This window comes from Kitasatospora sp. NPDC001132 (assembly GCF_053598415.1).
The window spans coordinates 246041-267481 of record NZ_JBSFKF010000003.1 but is presented as its reverse complement, the minus strand read 5'-3'; the positions used below and the strand labels follow the sequence as shown (position 1 = coordinate 267481).

The following is a 21441-nucleotide window of genomic DNA, read 5'->3' as shown; positions in this document are numbered from 1 at the left end:
TCATGTGTCGGGTGGTGCCGGTACCGTCGGAGCACACACCGAAACGGCCCTGGGGGTAGGGATGTTGAGCAAGCAGACATGGGCGATCATCGGCACCGTGGCGGTGATCGCGGGCGGAAGCGCGACCGCAGCCGCACTCGCGCGCGGGGGTGACAGCCCGGCGCCGGCGCCGCAGCAGGTGGCCGCCGAGGTCAGCCCGACGCCAACCGCCACGGACACCACCAGCAGCCCGACCGCGCCGGCCGAGGCCTCGCCGACGGCCGTGCCGAGCACACTGCCCACGCCGACAGCCACCGCACCCGCGCAGACCACACCGAGCCCAGCCGCCCCAGCGAAGCCCAGCAGCAAGACGACGAAGGGAACCACCGTGCAGGAGCCGAAGCAGGCCGCCCCCGAACCCACGACCGCCGACACCCAGCCGCCCGTGACGAACCCCGCCGACCCCGACAACAAGGACAACGGCGGCAGCGGCACAGTCGACAAGGGCCCCTACTCCACCCAGGGCCCCGGCGGCACCCGCACACCCGCCATGCCGCTCTGACTAGCTGTTGATGCCGAACGTCGACAGCCCGCGCACGGCGATAGAGCCGCTGCCGGACGTGACCCGGGCCTGCCACTGCAGGTACTGCGTGGCCAAGTGAGCGCCGGACACCGGGCCCCAGGTCCGGTCGTAGCTGAATGCGCCGGCGGCCACGGAGACGGTGGACACGACCGCCCCAGCACCATCCAGCAGGCGAATCTCACCGGCAACCCCGGCGTCCGCCTTCACCAGGTAATGCGCCTCCACCCACGGGTGGTGCTTGCGCCACGGAAGGCGCATGCACGTGGCAAACGTGGCCGAGGTCGTGGAGTACTGGGGAGCCTCGGTCACCCCGAACCAAGCGTCGGAGCCGAACTGCGGGACCGCAAGGCCTCCGCTAATGACGTCCTCAGCCAGCAAAGTGTTGGCTCGCGCATCACGAATGAGCAGACCCTGCGGGTCGCCCGCACTTGTGGTCTGGTTGGCGATCATGATGGCGATCGTGCCGTCCTGCCGGTACGCCAGCAGGCCGCGCTGAGGCGTTCCGTCGGGGTTTAGCGGGGAGATGCCGCCGACGTAGAAGGCCGGGCCGCCGTTCTGATTGTTGACCTTGAACGTCCCGCCCTCGCCCACTACCACGGACCCGGCGAGGATCTGGTTCATGGCGGGTCTCATCTGGGCGCGGCCGGACAACTGGCGTACCTGGTCCTCCAACTGCCGGATCCGGTCGAGGAGGTCGAGGGGGATGTCGGGCATCAGGCGGCCTCCAGGTAGAGCTCGGTCGACTCGGCCCGGCCACGTTCTTCCGGCGTGACCTTGAGGCCGACAACGCGGTATCTGGCGGTCAGGCCGTCGTAGTACCAGTCGTCACGGATCGACAGGAGCGCGTACGAGCCGAGGAGAGGCTGGGCGATGTCTGCGCTGGCATAGGCGACGGACGGAATCAGGGAGGGACGCCGGGCTGCGGCAAGGTCAGCCTGGGCGTGCTGATCCAGGACGTCCTGGCTGATGACGGTCGAGTAGTCCGACGTACCGTCCAGCCTCGGCCAGCCGGCCGCGATGTCGCCCGGGCTGGTCAACAACGCGGACATCAGCGGCACGCTCTCAGCGGCGAGGTTGTTGTTCGTCGTAGCGCCCCTGGACTGCCAGGCGTTGGCCTGCCGTGTTGCATCCTCAGGCAGTGAGTAGGTGGTGATCGCGCCCGGGCTCTTCAGAATGAAGTCGCCGCCGCCGACGGTGAGCCGCGGGTAGCCGAGCCGCAGGGCCCGGTGCCGGGATCCGTCATCCGACCGGTAGCACTGGATGATCCATTCAAACCCGTTCTGGACTGCGGCGAGTTGGTCAATGAGGGTGCCGATCCATGGCAGGTCGTAGCGGGAGTACACCCGGTCGCGCGGAACGTTGCTGGTCTGCCCGTAGTCGATCTCAATGCCCAGGTTCCCACCGGGTGCGGACTGGGCGTAGGCAACCAGCTGGCGAGCAATGTCGAGTTGGTCGACGCCGGTCGAGGTGATGGTGTCGGTCAACATCCGGTGCGCGCGCAGGACCGACTCCAGCCCGGCCGCTTGGAAGTCGACCTTCCAGAAGCCGCGGGCGTCCCTGCTCGGCGTGCGAGTCCACAGGATGCCGCCCCACACGATCTCCGCCGCAAACGTGGCGCCCCGCGTGAGGTAGAGCATGGTGCGACCCGGCAGCAGGCTCTCCCGCACGCGGCGCGCCATCGCACTGTCCGAGATCGGAATCGTCGCCGACAGGCTGCCGGTCTTGCCGATGTACAGGTCGTACGAGACACCCTGCACTGGCAGCCGGTCGAGCAGCCGATCCGACCGCAGGTCGCAGACGAGCAGGTCGTAGGTCACGAGGCTGCCTCGTAGACCAGCTGGGTGTGCATCTCGGCTCCGCTCACCCAGTTGTAGGAGAGCCCGGGGTTGGCGAGCGTCTGGGTTCCGGTGGGGGCGAGCACGCCGGCGCTGCTGGCACCGCTCGTGATGATGCTGGTCAGCGGCCGGTAGGCGCCGGCACCGGGGTCGACGTAGTAGCCAGCGGCCGGGGCGGCCTGACCCGCGTTCGCCGACGGCGTGGGGAGGGAGTGGTTGATGGGCCCGTTGCCCAGCGTGCTGCCGGTGCCCCAGGTCAGGGACGCCTGCACGGTGATCATGCGGCCCACGCGGTACCACCGGCCAGCGGACGTGGACTGGCCGAAGGCGGTCAGTCCGGACCAGGTAGGCGTGTACGGGGTCCAGGCGGGGCCGAGAATGCTGCCGCCGACCATCAGGTCACCGTCCGTCCGGAGCTGGCCTGTGGCGCCCCGATAGAGGGCAGCGTCCCCGCCGATGACGACCCGGCCGGACGTGCCGAGGTACAGCCGGGACTCCCACGCGGCGCCGGTGTACCGCTCCAGGAAGCCGCCGTCACGGTACTGGCCCGGGAACGCGCCCACGGTGGAACCATCCGGGGTGATCCCCCCGGCCGCGGCAGTGTAGACGCGACGGTCGGTCAGCAGGCCGCCACCAACCCAGTTCGGCGGGGAGCCGGCGGAGGCGCCGGCCGGGACCTGGATGTCCCACAGCCGCAGGTAGGCGGTGCCGGTGGCCGGGGCGGTCGGCGGAGCGCCGTTGCCGGGGGTGCCCTGCTGGTAGACGACCGCGGCCAGCATCTGGCCGCTCGTGTCGTACAACTTGTCGTAGGCGACCAGCCAGATCGTGTCGTAGCGGGTCTGGGAAGCATGCCCGTTGGCGATGGTGACCGTCTCCGGGGCGGTGACAACCATGCCGTAGGCGCCCTGCCCGGTGGTGCCCTGAACCACGGCTCGGCCGACGTCGATGGTGGCGGTCATGCCGGTGATGGTCAGTGTGAGCGGGTTGCCGCCGGGCACGACGCCGGAGCGGGTCGTGGTCGGTCCGGTCGGGGTCCATGTCCCCACCGGGCTGAGTCGGGTGTCGGACCTGGTCTGGCCCGGGTTGAGAAGCCAGGTGGAGCGCACGGTCATATCGGGTGCCTCCTCGGCTACCAGTAGGCGGAGCGCCACCGGACGGTGGCGGACGCGGCGGGATCGGTGCTGCCGGGACTCGCACGGAACGAGAGGGTGGTGGTGCTGCTGGGCGGCAGCAGGAACGCACCCTCGGGCACGCTGCGGAGAGTGGCGGTGCCAAGGCGGGACTGGCCGGCCAGGTCGACCGTCCCTGCCCAGGTGTCCACCACCAGCACATCGCCGGCGGCGAGCGTGAGGTCGTACTCCAACCGCAGGGAGCCTGCGGTGATGCTCGGCGTGGTCACCGGGCCGCGGAGCTCGATGACGGGATGTACCGGCGCGTCACCAGCGTTGACGACGGTGATGTCGCCCGTGCTGCCCGGAGTGCCCCAGGCCAGGCCGGTTTCCGTGGGGTTGCCCCAGTCGAGGCCCGTCTCTGTCGGGCTGCCCCAGGACAGGCCGGCCTCACCGGCGGGCAGTGCGGTGCTGACGCTCTGCTCGGTGAGCTGGTAGCGCCGTGGGTCGGTGCACACGATCTGAAGGGAGGCGCCCTTGATCAGGCCGTTGCGGGTCGCGGTGCTCGGCGGCACGTACCGGCGGACGACGCGCCCCCAGGCCAGCAGGGGCATGTCGTCGAGCTGGACGACCAGCGGCACCTCGTCGGTGGCATCCGGTGGCGTCTTCGCTGCCAGGGCCCGGGCCGCTGTCGAGGCCTGGCCAGGTTCACACCGGCCGATCAGGTTGATCGTCACAGTGCGGACCTGGCCCAGGAGGCGCCCCGGCCTGGCGCCGTGCTGCTGGCTGCGAAGCACCGTTCCGGAGTCGACCGGGACGGTCTCCTCCCAGCCCTGTATCGGCGGGTCGGCGACCATGCTCCACCCGGTGCCGGGGCCGATGAGGAGGTCGCCGTACTGCACGTGTCCGGGCTGGGAGCCGAGCCAGGTCACCGATGGCACGGAGCCTCACCCCCTGCTCTTGGCCAGCCACAGCAGCTCTTCGGCGGTGGCAGCCGCTGAACCGTTGTCGGACTCGTAGTAGTTGGTGATCTGGAACCCGCCACTCGCCGGTGCGGCGCCGTAGCCGGTGCCGCCAACAGCAGACCCGGCCATGGCCGGTACCGGCGGAGGCTGGACGAGAGAGCGCATCGTGGCGTCGAGGTCGCCAGCCCCGGCCTGGATGCCCGAGACGATGCCGGCGGGGATCCACCGCCCGACCTCGTCGGCCATCACCCGAGACGGTGAGTGGATGCCAAGTGCTTCCCTGATCGGTCCGGGGATCGTGTTCACGACCAGGCTGATCATCTGCGACTTGAGCCAGCTGCCCATGCTGCTGATGCCCTGCCATAGGCCGCGGATGACGTCGGTACCCGCGCTGACCAGCAGATTTCCCAGGTTGCCGATCCCATCGCGGATCCATCCCGGGACGCCCTTGATCCAGTTGATCGTGGCGTTCCAACCGGCCACCGCTCCGTTGTAGACGGTGCTCCAGATCTGGGAGAGCACGCCGGCCAGGCCCCAGCCGGTGAAGAAATTGACGATTGCGCGCCCGGCGGAGACAGCCGCGTTGGAGACCCAGTTCCAGGCCTCCACAGTGGCGTTGCGTACCGTGTCCCAATTCGCGATGACCAGCGCCACGAGGCCGACGACGGCGGCGATCACCCAGCCGAGCGGGCCCATGGCAAGTACCCAGGCCGCGGCCATGCGGGCCGCCTGAAGCATCGACTGGGCGCCCATCAGAACCCACCCGGCGACGATCTCGACCACGGCCGCGGCCTGGAGGGCCATGCCCCACACGATCCGCGCGCCGATGGTGATCCATGCGGCGGCCTGCTGGGCACCGCTGGCGATGGCCGCGGCCCCCGAGGTGACCCACGCCCACACCTGCTGGGCGCCGGATGCGACGGCGGAGGCACCGGCCGCGACCCATCCGGCCACGGTCTGATACGCCGCGACGACGGACAGCGCGGCGTTGGTGACGGCTGAACCGCCCGCGGCAACCCACGATGCGACCTGCTGTGCCGCGCTGACGGTCGCAGCGATCCCGGCCTGCGCGTAGCCCACGGCGGTCGTGATCAGGACCGGCAGCAGCACCGCAGTGATGACCCCGGCCACCACTGCGATGGTGGTCCGGTTGTCGGACAGCCACCGTGCAGTGTCGGCGAGGGCTGGGATGACGGTGCCGACAAGTACGCCTGCGACCGTGGCAGCGGCGGGGACGAGGTGCTCGCCGAGCCACCGCGCCGCATCTTTCACAGGCGGGACGACGTCGTCCCGCAGGAAGCGGCCGAGCTTGGCCGCCGCAGGGGAAAGGTCGTCCCGCAGTACCTGGCCGGCTTTCGCGGCCACCGGGCCGAACCGGTCGGCGAGTTCGCCGCCGATCCGGGTGACAGCCGGCACAACCGTGTCGATCAACGTGCGCCCGAACGACACAGCAGCAGGCACCGCGGTGCCGGTGATCCAGCTGGCCGCCGCGCTGAACGCCGGTCCGAACCGGGACTCCACCAGGCCGATCACGCGCTCCAGGACGGGCAGAACGCGGCCCCCGACGACCTCGGTCAAGCCCTGCTCGATGCCGCGCTTGAACTGCTCGATCCTCGTGCTGGCGTTGTCGCGCAGGGAGGTGCCCATGCGGTCGGCTGCCCCGCCGACGTCACCGAGAGCGGCGACGGCTGAGGACGGGTCGAGGGCGTAGAGGGCGCGCTGAACGTCCTCCGACTTGGTGCCGAAGAGGGTCAGCGCGACGCTCTGCCGTTCCACCGGGTCTTTCATCGCGCGGAGCCGGTCGAGGAGCGTGTCGAGACCCTGGGCAGCGGCCGGCCCGCCTTCAACGAACGCCTTTTGCATCGCCGATCCGGACAGGCCGATCTTGGCGAAGGCCTCGTTGACGGCGTCGCCGCCACCCTGGGTGATGAGGACGAGCTCCTTGAGGGAGTCCGCGACGACGTCGGTGTCGCGGGCGCCGGCGGCCATGCCTTGGGCGAGTAGGCCGGTGGCCTGGGTTGCCGACAGGCCCATCTGCCGGAAGATCGTGGAGTACTCGTTGAACGTGTCGGCGAGGTCGTCGGCGCGCGGGCCCATGACCTGCATGCCGCGGGTCATGACGTCGAGCGCCTCGGCGCCGTCCTTGGCGAGCCCGGTCTTGATCATCTGACCAGCCGCATTGGCGCTCTGGCCCAGGTCGAGCTCGAAGGTGTCCGCCAGGTCGTGGACCTTGGTGGCGATCTGCTGGATCTGGGTGTTCGTCGCGCCAGGTGGCAGCAGCCCGGCCGACATGGTGCTGCGGATCGCGTCGGCGGCGCCCTGGACGTCCTCGGTGACGGCGTCCGCGTACATGCGGCCCGCGATCTGCCCGTACTGGCGGGCCACTTCCGGCGTGGCGCCGAGCTGGGCGCCCAACTTCCCGGCGACCTGCTCCTGCTCCATCGCGCCGGTGACACCCTTGATGAGGGCGGCGCCGGCCGCGAGGCCGACTGCTGCGGCGGTGACCGCAACGGTCTTGAGGGCGGTGCCGATGCGGCTACTGGCCTTCTCGGCGCCCTGCTCGGCCTCCTTGCCGAGGTTCTCGCCGAGCGCCTCGCCACCGTCCTGCCCAGCCTGGGCGGCTTCCTGCTCGACCTCGTCGGCCAGGGCAGTCATGCCGCGGCCGATGCGCTGTACCCCAGCATCGAAGCGGCTGGAGTCAAGGTCCGCGAAGCCGGTGAGTTCTCCAACGGTCAGTGCCATGCGGCGCCTCCCCTCGGATCAGGTCAGCCAGCCTGGTCAGGCGGGAAGAAGTGCCGCTGGATACGAGACTTGGTGCTCAGCAGGCCGAGGAGGCGGACCTGCAGCCAGCGCCAGGAGCGCTCACGAAGCAGACCGGGGGCGCCGATGTCCACGCCGTAGACCTGGTGGAGGTCGGCTTCGATGAGCGGCCACTGCTGCAGCAGTGCGGCCCAGGTCAGGCCTTCGCGGCCCGGGGCTTGGCCGGGCGGCGGCTCGTACCACTCGTAGAGCCCCGTCGCGGGGTCTTGCTCGCCGCCGCCGTACCCGAGGACCGGGTGCCAGCGCGACGGGTCTCCCGGTTCGGGGCGAGGCGAGAAGGGTCGCCCCCCGAGGCCCAGTAGCGTTCGGCGGTGGCGGCGTCAGCGGTGATCCAGAACACGACCGTCATCGCGACGTGCCGAAAGCGGGGCCACGACAGCTCCTCGCGGAGCCGGTCGTAGGAGCCGCCGAGTGCCGCCTTATACAGGTCAAGCTCGGCGTCGTCGTCGAGCACCTCGGCCTCGGGCGCTTCACCGCCGGCAGCAAAGCGGGTGGCGAGAGTCATGATGCGCTCGATGCGCAGGCCGTCCGCGGCGGACGGGCCCTCGATGCGGTAGAGCTCGCCGTTCGGACCGGCGGGCAGTTCGATGGCGTCGTCGAGTGCCGCGTCCAGCGCGGCGAACTGGCGGGCCATCAGGCGAGCGGGTTCGTGATCGGGACGAGCGGGCCGTCGCCGGTCAGCGTGACCTTGACGGTGTCGAGGTCGGTGTAGGCGCCGCCCTGCGGCTCCCAGGTGACCAGGGCGCGGCCCTGGTAGGCCTCGGGCAGGCCGTTGCGGTCCATGTACCGGAGCTGGATGTAGGAGGCGGACCCGGAGGCGAACGCGGCCAGCCTCAGCTGCTCGTGGGTGGGCACGTAGGTCTTCGCCTGGTCGTCGATCTTGCGGTTGATCGTGAGCTCGATCGACCACTCCTGTCCGGTCTTGGTGTTCTCCTTCCACCCACCGGAGTCGTAGGTGCTGGAGTCCTCGATGTTCGGGGGCATCTTCGCAGTGAACTCCGAGATGCCGAAGACCTGCTGCCAGTCCGGCGTCGCGGTCGTGCCGGCGTTGAGTTCCAGCCGCCAGCGGCGGGCGAGTGCGATGGTGTCCGTGGCCACGGTCCCCTCCTAGGGGTCGAGGTTCGCGCCCGCCGGGCGCGAGACGTTCAGGTAGTAGTTCGCGGTCAGCTCCATGCGGTCCCGCGAGTCGGCGCCGATCCACGCCTGGGAGTTGCGCCAGATCAGCGGGCACTTGATGCCGCCGACCACCGCGTGCGCGCGGTTGTGGAGCAGGTCGAACACCGCGTCGGCTAGGCCGACGACCGCCCGCGGGTCCCGGCCGGCGCGCATGCGGACCTGCACGCCGACCACGGCCTCGGTCATCGGCCCGTCGGTCACCGGGTACGGGGTGAGGCAGATTGCCCGGTCCGGCTCGGGCGGCATCATCGCCACCGTGATGCCGGTCTCCGCCGCGGTGTAGACGCCGCTGGGCCGCCACGTGCCGAGGCCAGCATCAGCGAGCATCACGGCGAGGCCCTCGGTCAGGAGCGTGGTGATCGATGGACCGGTCACGAGCGCAGCCCCCGCCGGATGCGGGCCGCCACCAGCTCCCACACCGTCCCCGACTCGGAGTTGAGGGGCTGCTCGAGGAACTTGGCCTGCCGGCCGGAAGCGTGCCGGATGGTCATGTCCTCGTGCTGGCGCACCGCGTACGGGGTGTCGTAGGCGACGGCGCCCCGCAGCGAGGACGGGTCGACCGAGGCCGTGCCGGAGTGCTGGAGCGGGCCCTCGTCCAGTGGCACCAGGGCAGTGGACTGGGCGAGGACGTGTTCCATGCCGTCCAGGAGTCCCTGCGCGGCAGCGGCCCGGAACTCCGAGGTGACCTGCTCCAGGTTGAGGGTGAGACGAACGCGACCAGCCACCGGCAGCCTCCTCTATTCGAGCTGGATCTCCAGGTGGGACGGCACCGGCAGCTGGCCGCCGTCGCGTCGCAGGGCCTGGATGACGACCGTCGTGCGGCCGGTGGGCAGGGTGGCGCGGGACAGCGGCGGCGCGACTGTGGCCAGCGGGGCGTAGGCGGTGCCGCTGCTGGTCGTCTGGTCGCCGGCCGGGGTACGGACGGTCCGGGTCTGCTCGTCCAGGAAGCACCGCACCGCCGTAGGCGGCCCGTAGACGTGCCCGTAGGCACCGGTGCCCTCGTACGGCTCGATGGTGACCGTGTGCTGCAGTAGCCAGCCGGGAAGGGCGCTCACGGGGCGAGCACCGACCCGAGAAGCAGTCGCTCCGGGGCCAGGTCGGGCGAACGCAGAGCGTCCCAGACCTGTGGGGCGACCTGGCGCGCGGCCGAGTCGGAGCCGTCCGGCAAGCCGCTGGAGCCCGCCCCGCGACCGAGGGACACCGACCCGATAGACGCGGAGCCCCAGCCGGCGCCGGCCGCACCGGTCGAGTCCCCGACCAAGCCCCACCAGGCGACCTGACGGCAGGTGGCCCGGCGGAACGCCTCGATGACGACCGGGTCAGTCGGCATGCCCACGCTGTCGACCTGGTACCAGGCGGTCCGGAGCACCGTGGCGTCGAGCATCTCCGAGGCATCGGCCAGCAGCCGTTCGGTGTCGGCTCCGGGGGCCTGCCCGGTGACGGCCTGGTAGTCGCTGACGGTGGCGTACACGCGGGCCACGGTCGCCTCCTTCCGTCTACGCGGGGTCGATCAGCCCGGCGGTCACGGACGTGCCGGACGACCAGTCGATGTAGACCTTGCCGTTGGAGGGCTGCCGGGCGACCTGGGCCTCGAGGACGACCGCGGTCGCACCCGCCGCGATGGATACTGTTCGGTCCGGGACGGCCAGGCCGTCCACGGTGGTCGCGGACCTGATGGTGGCGGTGATGCTGGCGCCGGCGCCGTTGCGGACCACGAGAAGCTGGTCTCCCCGGTACGTCCACTGGTTGCCGTTGGTACCGTCGACCGCGGCGAGGTTGAGCGCGGCGATCGGCGTGGACGCGCTCACCTGCTGCGCGGCCGGCAGGTCAGTCCTCGGCACGGGAGCCTCCGTACTTCTGGATCAGGTCGGACTTCGGGGTCTTCTCGATCTCCGCGTGGACGGCCGGGTCGTTGTCGACAACGTTGGCGATCACCCACGCGCGCCAGTCGGCGACCGGGGCGGACTCGGCGGGCGGCGGGATGCCCTCCGTGTCGCCGCCGTCCGCCTGCTCCTGCTCGGCATCGGGCGGCGGCGGGATGTGCGGCAGCTCGACCGGCCGGAACACCCCGCCGGAGACCGGCTTTGGGGCGTCCTCGTCCGTCACGGCCGGGTCGATGGGGTGCCAGTTGTCCAGCAGCTCCAGCCGGACGTTCGGCTCGTCGGACCGGGCGATTTGCCCGGTGTTCTGGTTCCAGTACGCGTACGTCACCAGGGGCTCCGTTCGGGTCAGGGGGCGAGCGGGCCCTGGATGAGGACGGCGCGGTTCGGGTCGAGGGTCTTGGTGCCGTACAGCGTGTCGACCGAGACGGTGGTCTGCTTGTACTTGATGTCGTAGGCGTAGACGACGCGCAGGGCGAAACCCTCGAAGTTCATGATCGCGGCGTCCTGAGCACCCGGGGGGATCTCCAGGGTGCGGGTGACGAGGGCGAACGCCGACTTGTGGAAGGCGAGGTCGACTTCGGTGGTCGGCTGGCCGGTCGTGGGCGTCCCGGCCGGGCCCTGAACGTTCTGGGTCATGTACGGGTCGAACCCGGAGGCCGTAGAGCCGAACTGGGCCTGTTCCAGGCCGACGGTGGAGCCGCGCTTCTCCGCGGACCGCCAGATCTTCTCGGCCATCCAGCGCGCCTTGGTGCGCGGCCCGACGACGACGCGCCGCTCGTCCATCGGCACGAGCTTGGTGTCGAGCACCTCGCCGGCCTGGATCAGGACGCGGGAGTCCGACCACGGGTAGGCGCCGTTGTAGCCCTGGTAGTCCTCGCCCGCGGCATTCGCGGTGGCGTTGCCGATGGTCTGCACGATGTCGGAGCGCAGGGCGAGCAGGTCGCGGTCGATCTTCTCCGCGATCGCCTTCATCATCGGGTCGAGGATCTGGACGCCGAAGTCGTTGATGTTCAGGGCGAGCTGCTCGGTGGTGACGACGGCGGACACGTCGGGCATGTGGTTGAGGGTGACCGCGACGCCGGACTCGGTGATGTTCTGCGGGACGATGCCGGTCGACCTGTTGAACTCGTTGGCGGTGAACACCGCGGGCTTGCGGACGGTGATGGTGTCGCCCTGGCGTCCCTGGAAGTCGGCCTCGTAGTCGCGGTGGACGAGCTGGGCCATGACCGTGTTCTCGTACAGGGTGGCGAGGGCACGGGTGGCGATCATGCTCGGGGTGAGGAAGGTGTTGGCCACGAGGGCCTCCTGTCAGGTCTAGCGCCGGCCCTTGCGGTAGGCCTCGCGCTGGGCTTCGACGCTGCTGGTCTTGGTGGGCTTGTCGCCCGTGGAGCCGTTGAAGTCGGCCGCGCCGGAGTCGGTCTTGGCCGGGGCCGCGGCGAGCTTGGGGTTGTCGGTGACGGCCTGCTTGATGGCCTCGCCGACCTTCGTCGCGAACTTGTCGTCGGTGGGGTCGAGCTTGCCGAGCCTGGCCATGAACGCTCGGCTGTCGGTGAGCGCGCCCGGGTCGGCGCCGTGGGCCGCAGCCCCCTTGAACACCGCGAGCTCGATGGCGGTCTCGCGATGCGCGGCCTGCGCGCGCTCGATCTCGGCGGTGAGCTTGGCCGGGTCGGGCGGCGGTGCCTTCTCGTCCTTGATCAGGCCGAGCGCCTTGCCGAGTTCCTGCACCAGGGCGGTCCGGGCCTCCTGGGCCGCGGTCTCCTTGGCGGTCGTGCGCTCCTTGCCGACTTCCTTGCGGGTGTCGGCGAGCTCCTTGGTGAGCCGGGCGATCTCCGCCGCCTGGTCGGCACCCTTGGCCGGGGGCTTCGGCTTCGGGGCGCCATCGGCGTCGTCCGTGCTGCCGGTGTCGTCCGTCCCGCCTTCGCCGTCGTCGGTGCTGCCGGCACCGGTGGACTCACCGTTGCCAGCGTCGCCGCCGGATCCGGAGTCGCCGCCGTCCCCTCCGTCGGCATAGAAGACCGGGGAGAAAGGGGCGTGGCCGTAGGGGTGGGCCCAGCCGGTACGGGGCAGGGTTGAGCGTCGCATCGTGCCCTCCTGGGGCGCGTCGGGGCCGACTCCTGGCCGGCCTGGGGTGGCCCGCTCCTGGCGGGCCAGTGGTTCACCCGGCCGCACCCGGCGGCCGGAAGACTGTGGGCTGTCAGCACCGTGGGCTACCGTTCCGCCATGGCAACCAACGACGAGCAGCTGCTCGACTTCGACAAGGACCGGCTCGCCCACTGGAACCAGGCGGATGCCGAACAGGCCCTCGCCGGGGAGCGGGCTGACCTGTACCGCAATCACCTGGCCATCGCCCACTGGATCGACGGGTACGCTCAGCGGCTCGAAGAGGGCGAGTTCGCGGAGAACCCCACCGACTTCAACAAGGGCTACCTCGAGGGCATCCGTGACCTCGCCGCCCATCTGCGGCAGGCCGATCTGCTTCCGGACGGCACGCTCCTCGCAGAGTAGGTCCGTCAGCGGGCGGTGCCCGTCTGCTCGCGGTGGCTCTTGCGGGGCAGACCGTCGGTCTCGGCCAGGAGGTCCCGCACCTTCGCCTGGTAGTCGCGGACCTTGGCGTTCGCTGCCTTGCGCTGGTCCTCGTCCATCGCCGCCGCAGCCCGCCGCTTCCAGGTGCGGATCTGCCGCTCGAGGTAGCGCTGCTGTTGGGTCTGCTCGTAGCTCGCCCGGTCCTCCTGGACGGGCGGGCGCTGGGTGACGCCGGGCAGGTACGCGCTGACCCGGTGGCGGCAGTTGGGGTGCTGCAGGCCTGCGGCGCGGGCGTCGGCGAGGGACCCGGCGATGTGCACGGTCACCGTGCGGTCGTCGGCAGTCGCGTGCTGCATCTCGATGGTCCGGGCGCCCGACCCGCCGATGGAGAGGATCTTGCGCTCCCACGGCTGGCAGAGCGGGCACTCCTCCGGGCTGTCGGAGACGACGACCAGGTCAAGGCCTGCTGCTTGCAGCCGGTCGGTGTGAGCCTGGACGGCAGCCTTGCCGACGGCCGAGCGGGTCGCCATCTCGGCGTAGGAGGCCATGTCCCAGGATCGGCCGGCCTTGTCGACGAACCCGGTCACGCCCTTGGACGCGAAGCGGGCGAGTGCGCGGGCGGCGGCCTGACGGCGTGTCTCGGCGCCGGTGAGCGCGGAGGCGGCGGCCTCGGCCACGGTCTGCCGGTAGACGTCCACGCTGACCCGCAGCACCCTCTGGTACACCGGCCCCGTATCGCCGATGACCGCCGCGGCAAGGCGGTCCACGACGGCCGCACCGGGCAGGGCTTCGGCCGCTGCTGCTGCCTGCCCGACCGGCAGGGCGCCAAGTTCGGCTACGGCCGCTTGCTGGCCGCGCTCGTACGCCTGCGAGATGGCCTCCCGCAGGGCGCCGTCGGTATCGGCGTGCAGGCCGTCGAGCAGTGCGCGGATGCCCTGCTGGAAGTCGCCGAGACCGGCCAGCTTCTGGTTCACCCACATTGGGCTGTCGATGCCGGCCGCCAGGTCAGCGCGCAGGCGCTCCAGCAGGGCGAGCTCGGCCTGCTCATAGAGGGAGCCGACAGTACGGGCGAGGTCCTCGGCCATGTCCGGGGACACCGGCATGCGGGCCTCCTAGGGGACGAGGCCGGTCTGCATCGGGTCGGGCACGGCCTGGCCGGTCTCGGCGTGGATCGCCGCGACCTCGGCAGCGACTCGGGCGTCGTCCCAGTCGGGGTGCTGCATGCGGACCTTGGTGGCCGTGCTCGCGGCCTTGGCCCGCTCCAGAACCTCGGCGGTGTTGGCCAGGGTGAGGGCGTCCTCCTGGATGCCGTCCTGGAACTCGACGAGGGGGCGCTGGCGCCAGTCTGCGCCGGAGCGGTACAGGTCGGCGTCCATGGCGAGCAGGGCCTGGATGACGTCGCCGAGGCCTGGCCGCCACGCGAGGATCTTGTTGCCGCGGGTCGTCTCCGAGCGCTGGCCCTTGGCATTAACTTCGGTTGCGGTGACCGCGACCTCGCCGTCCGAACCGAACGTCTGCTCGCTGTAACCGGCCGAGCGAACGATCTTCTTGACGAGGTCGTCGCAGGTGTCCTGGTGCTCCTTTACCCGGATGTTGAACTGCACCAGAGTCAGGGGACTCTCACCGGGCTTGGTCAGCATGTCCAGGCCGGTGTACATCTCCTGGGCCGGGTTCCAGTAGCCGCCTCGGCCCGGGCCGAGGGACTGCAGCATCGACTGCGGGACAACAACCCGGCCGGCACCGAGACGCAGGTCACGCATCCAGGATGCGTGGGCCTGGTCGAGGTCGTCCATGAGGTTCTCGACGCCGTCGAGGTCGGAGCGGCCGAGGTTGGACAGCAGTGGCAGGCTCCGCCACTTGCGGGTGGGTTGGTTGGGGATGTAGGCGACGCCGAGCCGCGGGTAGGCGGTGAGGATCCGGCCCTCGCTGTCGACCTTGGCGGCGAGCGGTGCGGTCTCCTCCTGCTCCTCCAGCGGTACCGGGTGGCCGAGGCGGTCGTCGGTGCCCTGGTAAAGGCCGTGGAGGATGGCGCCGGGCTCATGGCGCTCGAGGTGGCGCCAGACCTGGCCATCCTCGCATTCGACGATCCGCCAGAACGTGACGGCGGAGAGCCGGCCCCAGGTGAACTCTGGCCAGGCCCGGTCGGGGTGGACGACGTCGAGCCACGGCTCGTCGGCGAGCGTAGTGTCAGCGACCGGCCGCAGGTACACCCCGCCCAGTGCGGCAGCCAGTTCGGCGGCGCGCAGGAGCGTCGCGTGGAAGCGATCGCCACACACGCTGTCCAGCCGGGCCTGGGTGGTGTCGGAGTCGACGACGCTGATCCTCGGCGGCTCGCTGAACAGGAGGTTGGCGCTCGCGGAGCAGATGTCGCCGGCGATCGGGATGTGGGTGTGGGAACGGAGCTCACCGGGGGCTGGCGGGGTGCCCCACCACCAGCGGGAGATCCGGCCCAGCATCCCTCCCCGGTACTGCGACACCTTGGGGTCGGGCATGCCGTAGGTGCCGCCACCGCCGTAGAGGGTGGTGAGCCGCTGCGGGTCGCCGGCCCACCAGGTGTCCCACTCATCGATGGCCTTCAGGGCAGGTGTGAGGCGTTTCGGCGGCCACGCCTTGTCCTCGTCCGGCAGGGGCACCAGGACACCTCCTCGCAGGTCAGGCCGCCATCTCCAGCGGGGTGATCAGATGGGGGCGCCACAGCGCCTCGGTGGTGGTGATGGCGTACCGGCCGCCGTCCAGGCTGTGGTCGGCGACCTTGATTGGCCGGTCCTTGCCGTCCTCGGTGGCCTTCGGGTCCCACGAGTAGCCCGGGGCCTCGTTGATGAACCCCGTGCAGCGGTCGGACACCAGCAGCTGGCCCTGGGCCAGCAGCGTGGCCAACAGGCTGATACCGCGGCTCACGTCGTTGTCGGCTTCCTGTGCTGTCACGCCGTCCTGGTGGAGTTGCACGCGGAACGAGGCCGCCGCCGGGTCGACGACCACCCACTCCGGTGCGTGGCGCTGGTCGGCCATCCACTGCCGCAGCGACGCGGACAGCTGCCCGTCGGTGAGGCGCTGGTGGCCCTGCTGCGGGTCGTGGCGCCACTCGTCCACCAGGTACAGGTGCCGGTCCGTTCCGAGGCCGAGCAGCAGCCCGGTGGACGGGTTGGTGGTGCCGTAGTCAACGCCGAGCGCCAGCAGTCGTTGCATTGCGGGTACCCGGTCGGCTGCCACGACGTGCTGTTCGGGGTCCCACATGTCGTAGACGGCGCCCTCGGCGGCGACCCAAGCCCCGTCGATCATGCGCCGGTACCAGAGTCCGACGTACTCCGCCTTGAGCGCTGCAACGTAGGCCGGCGCGAGGCTCGGGTTGTCGTTCAGCGTGAAGTGCCACGACTGCAGGTCCAGTTGGGCGTGCCGGTCGAGGAACTTCCGCTTCAGCCAGTGGGCTGGGCTGTCCGGGTTCGTGGTGGCGAACAGCCGGGCGCCCGGCACTGACAGTCGGCCGAGGAGTTGGTTCCAGAACCCCTCGGGCAACAGGGTTGCTTCGTCCACGTAGGCGAGTGAGGCGGTGAGGCCGCGCAGGCGGCCCTCGGCGCGGGCGTCAGCGGCGCCGATCAGGTGGATCGTGCGGCCGAGGATGGTGGCGGTGGTGGCGCCGCGGGTGTGGTGAACCTGCCGGGCGAGCGGGCCGAACAGCTCAATCGTCTGCAGCGGGTCGAGGACGTTGCGCTCGATCGTCTGCAGGCTCCTGCCCACGATCACGATCAGGCCCGCGGTGGGTGCGGTTGAGATCGCGATCAGGAACGCCAGCAGGCTGGCGATGGTCTTGCCGGAGCGGATCGCACCCGACCAGATGTTGATGCGGGCCGTGGCCTGCGCGATCGAGCGGAGTTGCTTTCGGGAGAGCGGGAGCTGGTCGAGCATCAGCCCTCCTCGCCGGTGTCCTCCTCCGCGTAACGCGCGATGCCGGCCGCGAGGGCGCCGAGCATGGACAGGGCCTCGTCGGCGCCGGTGCCGGCGTCAACAGCTTCGAGTCGGGCTGCGGAGTTCAGGTAGCCGGTGACCGCAGAGCCGAGGTGCTTCTCATCGGCGGCGGGCGGGTACTCGTCGGTGATGGTGACGACCATGCCGGTGTGGGTGACGTGCTGGTAGCTGTACTCGTCCTCTTCGAGGCGATCCTGGATTCGCTCAACGCGGTCGTAGATGCGCTGGACGGCGCGGGTACGGCGGTCGCGATTGTCGGCCTGACGGGCCCTAGTGGCGGCAATGACCTGCTCGGACCGGGCGAAGGCGAGGCCGGCGTTGTGGACGGTCTCGGTGACCGTGCGGGCGGATCGGTCGACGCGCCGCATGATCTCGTTGCGGGACAGGCCCTCGGCGTGGAGGCGGAGGATCTCGGCGCGGACCTCGTCGGTGACGGGGCCGAGTTGGCGTCCGGACATGGTCGCCTCCTACGCAGCTTGTGCGGCTTGTCCGACGCGCCAGCCGGGTGGGCGTCCGCCGCGTGCGGGCCGGTCGGCGCCGTTGCGCCAGGTGGCTAGCTCGGCGCGGGCGGCGGTGGGCAGGTGGTAGAGGTGCGGTCCGCCGGGGAGCGGGAGGGCTTCGATGAGGCCGAGCAGCACCCACTTCTTCACCGTGGACTCGGAGACGCCGAACGCGGCGGCGGTGTCGGCTCGGTCGGCGATGTCGTCCGGGCGGATCTGGTGGAGCGGCGGGTTGGGGTAGCGGACGGCCATGGCACCTCCCCGGGCAGCACGAAGGCCCCGCAGCGTGTGCTGTCGGGGCCTTCGAGGCGTTTCTGGGCAGGGGCTACCTGCTGCAACGCAGGTTACGACGGGCGGCGATCAAGCGCAAGCGGTGGTGCGTCGCAGTCAGTGGCCCGCTGAGGAGGCAGGCCTCGCCGCCTCCGCTGGCACCAGCACCGGCCGGTGAAAAGAGCTGACGGCGAGTGGACCCCGATGAGATGCCCGATCCAGGAGGAACGCCAATCCGGGCGGGTTCGGTTCATGTCTGCATTCTCTCGTGCGGACGCCCGCCCCGGGTAGTGCCGGGACGGGCGGGTTGGTGGTGGCTACTTCTCGGGCTGGGGCTGCGGGGTGGGCTGGGGCCAGATGGTGCTCTGTCCGCTGCCGCGCTCGAGGATGATCGGCTCGGGCTGTTCGGTGCCGTTGGCGTAGGCCATGATGGGCTCTCCTCGTGCTCGTTGGTGGGTTGCGAGGGGCCCGGGGCGGTCGGCGTTGCTGCCAGGCTGTGACGGCCGCCCCGGGGCGCTTACTTGTCGCAGGTCTCGGCGTGCTGCCGGGCCTGGTCGTCGGTGGCGGCGCAGTAGACGTCGCAGCCGGTGCAGCGGTAAACCGCGGTGCCCAGGTGGTCCTGCCGCTTGATGATCTCGCTGCCCTGCTTGGTCGTGTACGCGTGCGAGTCGGTGGTGGCCATGGTGGGTCCTCTCAGGGTGTTGGTCAGGTGCGGTGGTGAGTTGGGGTCAGGCGGCCGGCTGGATGTTGGCGAGGCGGTCGATCTCGCGGCGGGTCGTGCAGATCTGGGCGTAAATCCGGCCGCGCTCGTCCGCGTCGCTCGCGTACTCCATGAAGCGCTGCTGCAGCTCGGTGAGACGGGCGTGGGCGGCGGCGAGCTTCTCGGCGGTGGTCATGTGGTCACCTTTCGGGTTGGCGGTCGGGGGTGGGGGGTCAGGCCTCGTCTTCGGTGAGCCCGTGGCGGCGCTCCCACTCGCGGCGGCAGCTCTCGACCACGGCGGGGTTCATCTTCTGGTCGCCCTGCTCGGCAGCCTTGAGGGCCGCGACCAGCTCCTCCAGCGTGAATTCGGGGATGGTCTTGTTGGGCCACTGGTAGGTGGTCATGTGCTTATCCGTTCTGGTGGGTTGGTCGACTGGTAGGGCGGTAGGCGCGGGCTGACCTGTGGTTCCTACCGCCTACCGCCTCTCGGACGGGGCGGCGGAAGCGGGGAGTGGGTCAGGCGTCGGCCGGCATGGCGCGGCAGGTTTCGGCGTGCTCCTGGGCGGACTTGCGGGCGGCCGGCAGTGTGGTGGTGATGCGCTGGGTGGCCTCGTCCTGGGAGTCGGAGTAGAGGCTGTTGGTGTAGTGGTGGTCCGTCCAGGTGCAGCCCCAGCAGATGATGCGGAGTGCGCCTCGGGTGAGGGACTCGTTGATGATGTCGACGGTCAGCGAGGCGTTGTGGGTGCCGCTGCCAGCGACGGTGAGGTAGCGGGCGAGGATGGGCTGAGTGGTGTCCTGCATGGTGGTCTCCGGGCGGTAGGAGTGGCGGTAGGGCGGTCGGTAGGGAGCCGGTAGGCGCGCGGTAGGAAGTGCCCTGACCTGCGGTTCCTACCGGCTACTTGCCGCCCCGGGGGTGGGGCGCGGGACCGGTCGGGGAGCGGGCTCACGCAGCGCCCTTGGCGGCGGCCAGCAGGGTGCTCTGGACGATGGCCGGGACGGGCGCCGGGTCGACCTCGGGGAGGTCGGCCAGGAGGACCGCCTGGCGGGTCCGTTGCTGGCCCGCGAAGGTCAGCTTCTTCTTCTCGATGACGGGCACCCCGAGGACCGTCAGGAGAGCCTTCAGGTCGGTCTTCGTCCAGCCGTCGAACTCGCCCCTCCGCTGTCCCTCGGCGAGGAGGTCAGGGAGGTGTGCGGCGGTGCCCTGATCGGACTGCGCCGCCACGTGTCGAACAAGGGCCCAGAGGACCGCAGGCTCCGGGTCCTCCTGAATCCACTCGCCGTCGTCCGGGTCCTGTTCGGGGGCTGTGCTTGCGGTCTCCGCCGGGGCGTCCTTAGTAGTGGCGGTCTGCTTGGGGGCATGGGCCATGGCGGCGATCCACCACAGGGCGATGCCGGACGAGACGGCAGTGGGAACCCAAGGTCCGACAACGGTCCACACAACGGGACCTCCGACGGCTGCGACTACGACCCCGATCGCGGCGACTTCGAACCTGCGCCCGCGGCGTTCCTTGCGGGCGGCTCGGTCCTCTTCGGCGTGAGTTTGGAGGGCGGCGGCCCGGGCCTTCCCGGTCAGCTTGGCCAGCTGCTCGGCTCGGCCTTCGGCGAGCGCCGTTTGGATGCGGGCGCGTTCTTCAGCGGCGGTGGCCCGGCGCTTACCCACGGGGGCCAGCAGTCGGCGCGCCAGGATGGGGCTGCCGTCGAGCATGGCTCGCACGGGCACCATGGCGGTGGTGATGGCTTGTTCGAGCATCAGCTGGCCACGGTGTGCATGAGGGAGGTGAAGATGCCCACGGGGACGGCCCAGAAGTTGGCTGCGGCGCTGAGGATGCCGGGGGCCGCGATCCCGCACAGCAGGTCCTTGGGGAAGTTGGGCTTGAAGCAGAAGGCGATGATCACGATGGCTGCGGCAACGGCTGCGGGGCCGACGTTGCCGAACGTCTCGGACTGCTTGGTGAGCGCGTTGGAGAATTCGGTGCCGACCAGGCCGACCTTCTGGATTGCGGTTCCGGCACTGGCTGCGGTGAGTCCGATGACTGCGCCCCAGTAGAAGACGTGGTGGGACTTGACGGGCTGGAACTTGCCGCCGCCGCGTACGTGGGCGATGAGGAGGAGGATGACGACGATGAGGATGCCGCCGGTGCCGAAGGTGCCGAGCATGGGAGGGGCTCCTGGTCAGTGGTGGGTGAGAGCGAAGAGGGGGGTGAGTCCGAGTACGGCGATGAGCGCAGACGCGAGGGGTACGCGGACCAGGCAGAGGTAGAGAACGGCGGGGCCGCGGACCTGGGTGACGCGGACGTGTCCGCCGCCGCGCATCTTGCGGTCGAATGCCCAGCCGAGGATGAGGGCGCCGACGCCCACGGGCAGTGGTACGGCGGTGAGGAGCTGGGGCAGGTGCAGGAGGTAGCCGCCGGCGGCAGACGCGGCGGTAAGGATGCACCAGCGGCGAAACCGCTTGCGGCGTTCGGCGTCGTCCTGGCGCCACAGGACGGAGGCGCGTTGGCGGCGGGCGATGGCCTCGCGCCGGTGACGTGCCTCGCGCTGTTCGTCGGTCTCGCCCTTGGCCTCGTACTTGGCCTCGTGTTCGGTGTGCTCGCGTTCGGCGCGTTCCTCTGGGGTCTCGGTGAGGATCGTGCCGATTCGGGTGCCCAACCGATCGGCGAGGGCGTCCGCGAACTCGGACACCCAGATGCGCTGGGCGTTGGGCTCCCCTGCTGTCTCGGTTGTCGGTTCGTCGTGGTCGTCTTCGACGGCCGGATGCTCGCCGACGGGCTCGGTCTTGCGGAGGTTGGTGGGCTTGGGCTGGCTCCACGGGCCGTTCTTGCTCCACCACGTGCCATGGGGCTCGGGCTGGGGCATGCCGGCGGTGGGCGGCTGGTCGGGGGGCGGGGGGATGTTCATCAGCGGCCGTCCCGGGGGCCGCGGCCGCCGCGGCGGAGCCAGGCGGCGGTGCCGGCGTCGATCTTGCGGATCTCGCGGTCGCGGCGGGCCCGGTCTCGGGCGGTGCGGCCGGCCGGAGTCGGGTCTGCGGTCTTGTTGCCGCTGGTGAGGAGGGACCTGAGGCCCATGGCTGTCTCCGGGTCAGGAGGGTTGGTGTGAGGGCGCTGGAGGTGTGGCCCCGCTGCGGCGGGGCTCGCG

General features: G+C 70.6%; 31 protein-coding genes. 2 read left to right on the top strand and 29 right to left on the bottom strand.

From position 1 onward, the window contains the following. Positions 1–64: 64 nt before the first annotated feature. Positions 65–541, top strand: a complete 477-nt coding sequence (locus tag ACWDBE_RS05775) for a hypothetical protein (RefSeq protein WP_449807343.1) — start codon at positions 65–67, stop codon at positions 539–541. On the opposite strand, the gene ACWDBE_RS05770 is transcribed toward ACWDBE_RS05775, so the two are convergent. From ACWDBE_RS05770 to ACWDBE_RS05695, 16 genes are all read right to left on the bottom strand, one after another. Next, complete coding sequence (locus ACWDBE_RS05770) at positions 542–1276, bottom strand: hypothetical protein (protein ID WP_449807342.1); 735 nt, start codon at positions 1274–1276, stop codon at positions 542–544. Next, positions 1276–2379, bottom strand: a complete 1104-nt coding sequence (locus ACWDBE_RS05765; protein ID WP_449807341.1) for a hypothetical protein — start codon at positions 2377–2379, stop codon at positions 1276–1278. Before ACWDBE_RS05765 ends, ACWDBE_RS05770 begins: the two co-directional genes overlap by 1 nt. Beyond that, the gene (locus ACWDBE_RS05760; RefSeq protein ID WP_449807340.1) at positions 2376–3509 is read right to left on the bottom strand and encodes a hypothetical protein; all 1134 of its coding nucleotides are present in this window, start codon (positions 3507–3509) and stop codon (positions 2376–2378) included. The genes ACWDBE_RS05765 and ACWDBE_RS05760 overlap by 4 nt, the downstream gene beginning before the upstream one ends. Positions 3510–3526: 17 nt before the next feature. Further along, entirely contained in the window at positions 3527–4447 is a 921-nt protein-coding gene (locus tag ACWDBE_RS05755) for a phage distal tail protein (RefSeq protein WP_449807339.1), read from the bottom strand. 6 nt (positions 4448–4453) lie between these two features. Beyond that, positions 4454–7213, bottom strand: coding sequence for a phage tail tape measure protein (locus ACWDBE_RS05750; RefSeq protein ID WP_449807338.1), 2760 nt, complete (start codon positions 7211–7213; stop codon positions 4454–4456). 23 nt (positions 7214–7236) lie between these two features. Continuing rightward, a complete protein-coding gene (locus ACWDBE_RS05745) occupies positions 7237–7365 on the bottom strand; it encodes a hypothetical protein (RefSeq protein WP_449807337.1) in 129 nt (42 codons plus the stop codon). 62 nt (positions 7366–7427) lie between these two features. After that, positions 7428–7925 carry a DUF7426 family protein gene (locus tag ACWDBE_RS05740; protein WP_449807336.1) on the bottom strand — a complete coding sequence of 166 codons (498 nt, stop codon included), beginning with the start codon at positions 7923–7925 and terminating at the stop codon, positions 7428–7430. After that, entirely contained in the window at positions 7925–8389 is a 465-nt protein-coding gene (locus tag ACWDBE_RS05735; RefSeq protein WP_449807335.1) for a phage tail tube protein, read from the bottom strand. Before ACWDBE_RS05735 ends, ACWDBE_RS05740 begins: the two co-directional genes overlap by 1 nt. 9 nt (positions 8390–8398) lie before the next feature. After that, positions 8399–8842 carry a minor capsid protein gene (locus tag ACWDBE_RS05730; RefSeq protein ID WP_449807334.1) on the bottom strand — a complete coding sequence of 148 codons (444 nt, stop codon included), beginning with the start codon at positions 8840–8842 and terminating at the stop codon, positions 8399–8401. Beyond that, positions 8839–9192: a hypothetical protein gene (locus tag ACWDBE_RS05725; protein WP_449807333.1), complete on the bottom strand. Its 354-nt coding sequence runs from the start codon at positions 9190–9192 to the stop codon at positions 8839–8841. The genes ACWDBE_RS05730 and ACWDBE_RS05725 overlap by 4 nt, the downstream gene beginning before the upstream one ends. Positions 9193–9204: 12 nt before the next feature. Continuing rightward, positions 9205–9522, bottom strand: a complete 318-nt coding sequence (locus ACWDBE_RS05720; protein WP_449807332.1) for a hypothetical protein — start codon at positions 9520–9522, stop codon at positions 9205–9207. Next, a complete protein-coding gene (locus ACWDBE_RS05715) occupies positions 9519–9947 on the bottom strand; it encodes a hypothetical protein (protein ID WP_449807331.1) in 429 nt (142 codons plus the stop codon). Before ACWDBE_RS05715 ends, ACWDBE_RS05720 begins: the two co-directional genes overlap by 4 nt. 16 nt (positions 9948–9963) lie before the next feature. Then, positions 9964–10308: a hypothetical protein gene (locus tag ACWDBE_RS05710; protein ID WP_449807330.1), complete on the bottom strand. Its 345-nt coding sequence runs from the start codon at positions 10306–10308 to the stop codon at positions 9964–9966. Then, on the bottom strand, positions 10295–10678 hold the full coding sequence (locus tag ACWDBE_RS05705; RefSeq protein ID WP_449807329.1) for a hypothetical protein: 384 nt from the start codon (positions 10676–10678) through the stop codon (positions 10295–10297). The genes ACWDBE_RS05710 and ACWDBE_RS05705 overlap by 14 nt, the downstream gene beginning before the upstream one ends. A gap of 17 nt (positions 10679–10695) precedes the next feature. Beyond that, positions 10696–11646: a P22 phage major capsid protein family protein gene (locus ACWDBE_RS05700; protein ID WP_449807328.1), complete on the bottom strand. Its 951-nt coding sequence runs from the start codon at positions 11644–11646 to the stop codon at positions 10696–10698. Between the two features lie 18 nt (positions 11647–11664). Next, a complete protein-coding gene (locus tag ACWDBE_RS05695) occupies positions 11665–12432 on the bottom strand; it encodes a hypothetical protein (protein ID WP_449807327.1) in 768 nt (255 codons plus the stop codon). A 138-nt stretch (positions 12433–12570) separates the two neighbouring features. On the opposite strand from ACWDBE_RS05695, the gene ACWDBE_RS05690 reads away from it, so the two are divergent. Beyond that, entirely contained in the window at positions 12571–12855 is a 285-nt protein-coding gene (locus ACWDBE_RS05690) for a hypothetical protein (RefSeq protein WP_449807326.1), read from the top strand. Positions 12856–12860: 5 nt separating this feature from the next. Here the strand turns inward: ACWDBE_RS05690 and ACWDBE_RS05685 are convergent, their stop codons facing one another. From ACWDBE_RS05685 to ACWDBE_RS05625, 13 genes are all read right to left on the bottom strand, one after another. Then, on the bottom strand, positions 12861–13976 hold the full coding sequence (locus ACWDBE_RS05685; RefSeq protein WP_449807325.1) for a phage minor capsid protein: 1116 nt from the start codon (positions 13974–13976) through the stop codon (positions 12861–12863). 9 nt (positions 13977–13985) lie between these two features. After that, positions 13986–15506 (bottom strand): phage portal protein, encoded by a 1521-nt coding sequence (locus ACWDBE_RS05680; protein ID WP_449807324.1) that lies wholly within the window; start codon positions 15504–15506, stop codon positions 13986–13988. A 19-nt stretch (positions 15507–15525) separates the two neighbouring features. Beyond that, complete coding sequence (locus ACWDBE_RS05675) at positions 15526–16776, bottom strand: PBSX family phage terminase large subunit (RefSeq protein ID WP_449807323.1); 1251 nt, start codon at positions 16774–16776, stop codon at positions 15526–15528. Continuing rightward, positions 16776–17294, bottom strand: coding sequence for a helix-turn-helix domain-containing protein (locus ACWDBE_RS05670; protein ID WP_449807322.1), 519 nt, complete (start codon positions 17292–17294; stop codon positions 16776–16778). The genes ACWDBE_RS05675 and ACWDBE_RS05670 overlap by 1 nt, the downstream gene beginning before the upstream one ends. 9 nt (positions 17295–17303) lie before the next feature. After that, positions 17304–17588, bottom strand: a complete 285-nt coding sequence (locus ACWDBE_RS05665; protein ID WP_449807321.1) for a hypothetical protein — start codon at positions 17586–17588, stop codon at positions 17304–17306. A 535-nt stretch (positions 17589–18123) separates the two neighbouring features. Next, positions 18124–18288 carry a hypothetical protein gene (locus tag ACWDBE_RS05660; protein ID WP_449807320.1) on the bottom strand — a complete coding sequence of 55 codons (165 nt, stop codon included), beginning with the start codon at positions 18286–18288 and terminating at the stop codon, positions 18124–18126. Between the two features lie 46 nt (positions 18289–18334). Further along, entirely contained in the window at positions 18335–18502 is a 168-nt protein-coding gene (locus ACWDBE_RS05655; protein WP_449807319.1) for a hypothetical protein, read from the bottom strand. 37 nt (positions 18503–18539) lie between these two features. Then, entirely contained in the window at positions 18540–18710 is a 171-nt protein-coding gene (locus tag ACWDBE_RS05650; RefSeq protein WP_449807318.1) for a hypothetical protein, read from the bottom strand. Between the two features lie 112 nt (positions 18711–18822). After that, entirely contained in the window at positions 18823–19107 is a 285-nt protein-coding gene (locus ACWDBE_RS05645) for a hypothetical protein (RefSeq protein WP_449807317.1), read from the bottom strand. A gap of 142 nt (positions 19108–19249) precedes the next feature. Beyond that, the gene (locus ACWDBE_RS05640) at positions 19250–20056 is read right to left on the bottom strand and encodes a hypothetical protein (protein WP_449807316.1); all 807 of its coding nucleotides are present in this window, start codon (positions 20054–20056) and stop codon (positions 19250–19252) included. After that, positions 20056–20463, bottom strand: a complete 408-nt coding sequence (locus ACWDBE_RS05635; RefSeq protein WP_449807315.1) for a hypothetical protein — start codon at positions 20461–20463, stop codon at positions 20056–20058. Before ACWDBE_RS05635 ends, ACWDBE_RS05640 begins: the two co-directional genes overlap by 1 nt. Before the next feature lie 15 nt (positions 20464–20478). Continuing rightward, positions 20479–21204, bottom strand: coding sequence for a hypothetical protein (locus ACWDBE_RS05630; protein ID WP_449807314.1), 726 nt, complete (start codon positions 21202–21204; stop codon positions 20479–20481). Continuing rightward, positions 21204–21371 (bottom strand): hypothetical protein, encoded by a 168-nt coding sequence (locus tag ACWDBE_RS05625; RefSeq protein ID WP_449807313.1) that lies wholly within the window; start codon positions 21369–21371, stop codon positions 21204–21206. Before ACWDBE_RS05625 ends, ACWDBE_RS05630 begins: the two co-directional genes overlap by 1 nt. Positions 21372–21441: the final 70 nt, after the last annotated feature.

What these genes read in the sequence shown, in the direction of transcription:
- ACWDBE_RS05760 (WP_449807340.1), bottom strand. Translation starts at nt 3,509, where the DNA reads ATGACCGTGCGCTCCACCTGGCTTCTCAACCCGGGCCAGACCAGGTCC.
- ACWDBE_RS05660 (WP_449807320.1), bottom strand. Translation starts at nt 18,288, where the DNA reads ATGGCCACCACCGACTCGCACGCGTACACGACCAAGCAGGGCAGCGAG.
- ACWDBE_RS05770 (WP_449807342.1), bottom strand. Translation starts at nt 1,276, where the DNA reads ATGCCCGACATCCCCCTCGACCTCCTCGACCGGATCCGGCAGTTGGAG.
- ACWDBE_RS05740 (WP_449807336.1), bottom strand. Translation starts at nt 7,925, where the DNA reads ATGGCCCGCCAGTTCGCCGCGCTGGACGCGGCACTCGACGACGCCATC.
- ACWDBE_RS05750 (WP_449807338.1), bottom strand. Translation starts at nt 7,213, where the DNA reads ATGGCACTGACCGTTGGAGAACTCACCGGCTTCGCGGACCTTGACTCC.
- ACWDBE_RS05650 (WP_449807318.1), bottom strand. Translation starts at nt 18,710, where the DNA reads ATGACCACCTACCAGTGGCCCAACAAGACCATCCCCGAATTCACGCTG.
- ACWDBE_RS05675 (WP_449807323.1), bottom strand. Translation starts at nt 16,776, where the DNA reads ATGCTCGACCAGCTCCCGCTCTCCCGAAAGCAACTCCGCTCGATCGCG.
- ACWDBE_RS05630 (WP_449807314.1), bottom strand. Translation starts at nt 21,204, where the DNA reads ATGAACATCCCCCCGCCCCCCGACCAGCCGCCCACCGCCGGCATGCCC.
- ACWDBE_RS05655 (WP_449807319.1), bottom strand. Translation starts at nt 18,502, where the DNA reads ATGACCACCGCCGAGAAGCTCGCCGCCGCCCACGCCCGTCTCACCGAG.
- ACWDBE_RS05635 (WP_449807315.1), bottom strand. Translation starts at nt 20,463, where the DNA reads ATGCTCGGCACCTTCGGCACCGGCGGCATCCTCATCGTCGTCATCCTC.
- ACWDBE_RS05690 (WP_449807326.1), top strand. Translation starts at nt 12,571, where the DNA reads ATGGCAACCAACGACGAGCAGCTGCTCGACTTCGACAAGGACCGGCTC.
- ACWDBE_RS05685 (WP_449807325.1), bottom strand. Translation starts at nt 13,976, where the DNA reads ATGCCGGTGTCCCCGGACATGGCCGAGGACCTCGCCCGTACTGTCGGC.
- ACWDBE_RS05665 (WP_449807321.1), bottom strand. Translation starts at nt 17,588, where the DNA reads ATGGCCGTCCGCTACCCCAACCCGCCGCTCCACCAGATCCGCCCGGAC.
- ACWDBE_RS05670 (WP_449807322.1), bottom strand. Translation starts at nt 17,294, where the DNA reads ATGTCCGGACGCCAACTCGGCCCCGTCACCGACGAGGTCCGCGCCGAG.
- ACWDBE_RS05645 (WP_449807317.1), bottom strand. Translation starts at nt 19,107, where the DNA reads ATGCAGGACACCACTCAGCCCATCCTCGCCCGCTACCTCACCGTCGCT.
- ACWDBE_RS05640 (WP_449807316.1), bottom strand. Translation starts at nt 20,056, where the DNA reads ATGCTCGAACAAGCCATCACCACCGCCATGGTGCCCGTGCGAGCCATG.
- ACWDBE_RS05695 (WP_449807327.1), bottom strand. Translation starts at nt 12,432, where the DNA reads ATGCGACGCTCAACCCTGCCCCGTACCGGCTGGGCCCACCCCTACGGC.
- ACWDBE_RS05625 (WP_449807313.1), bottom strand. Translation starts at nt 21,371, where the DNA reads ATGGGCCTCAGGTCCCTCCTCACCAGCGGCAACAAGACCGCAGACCCG.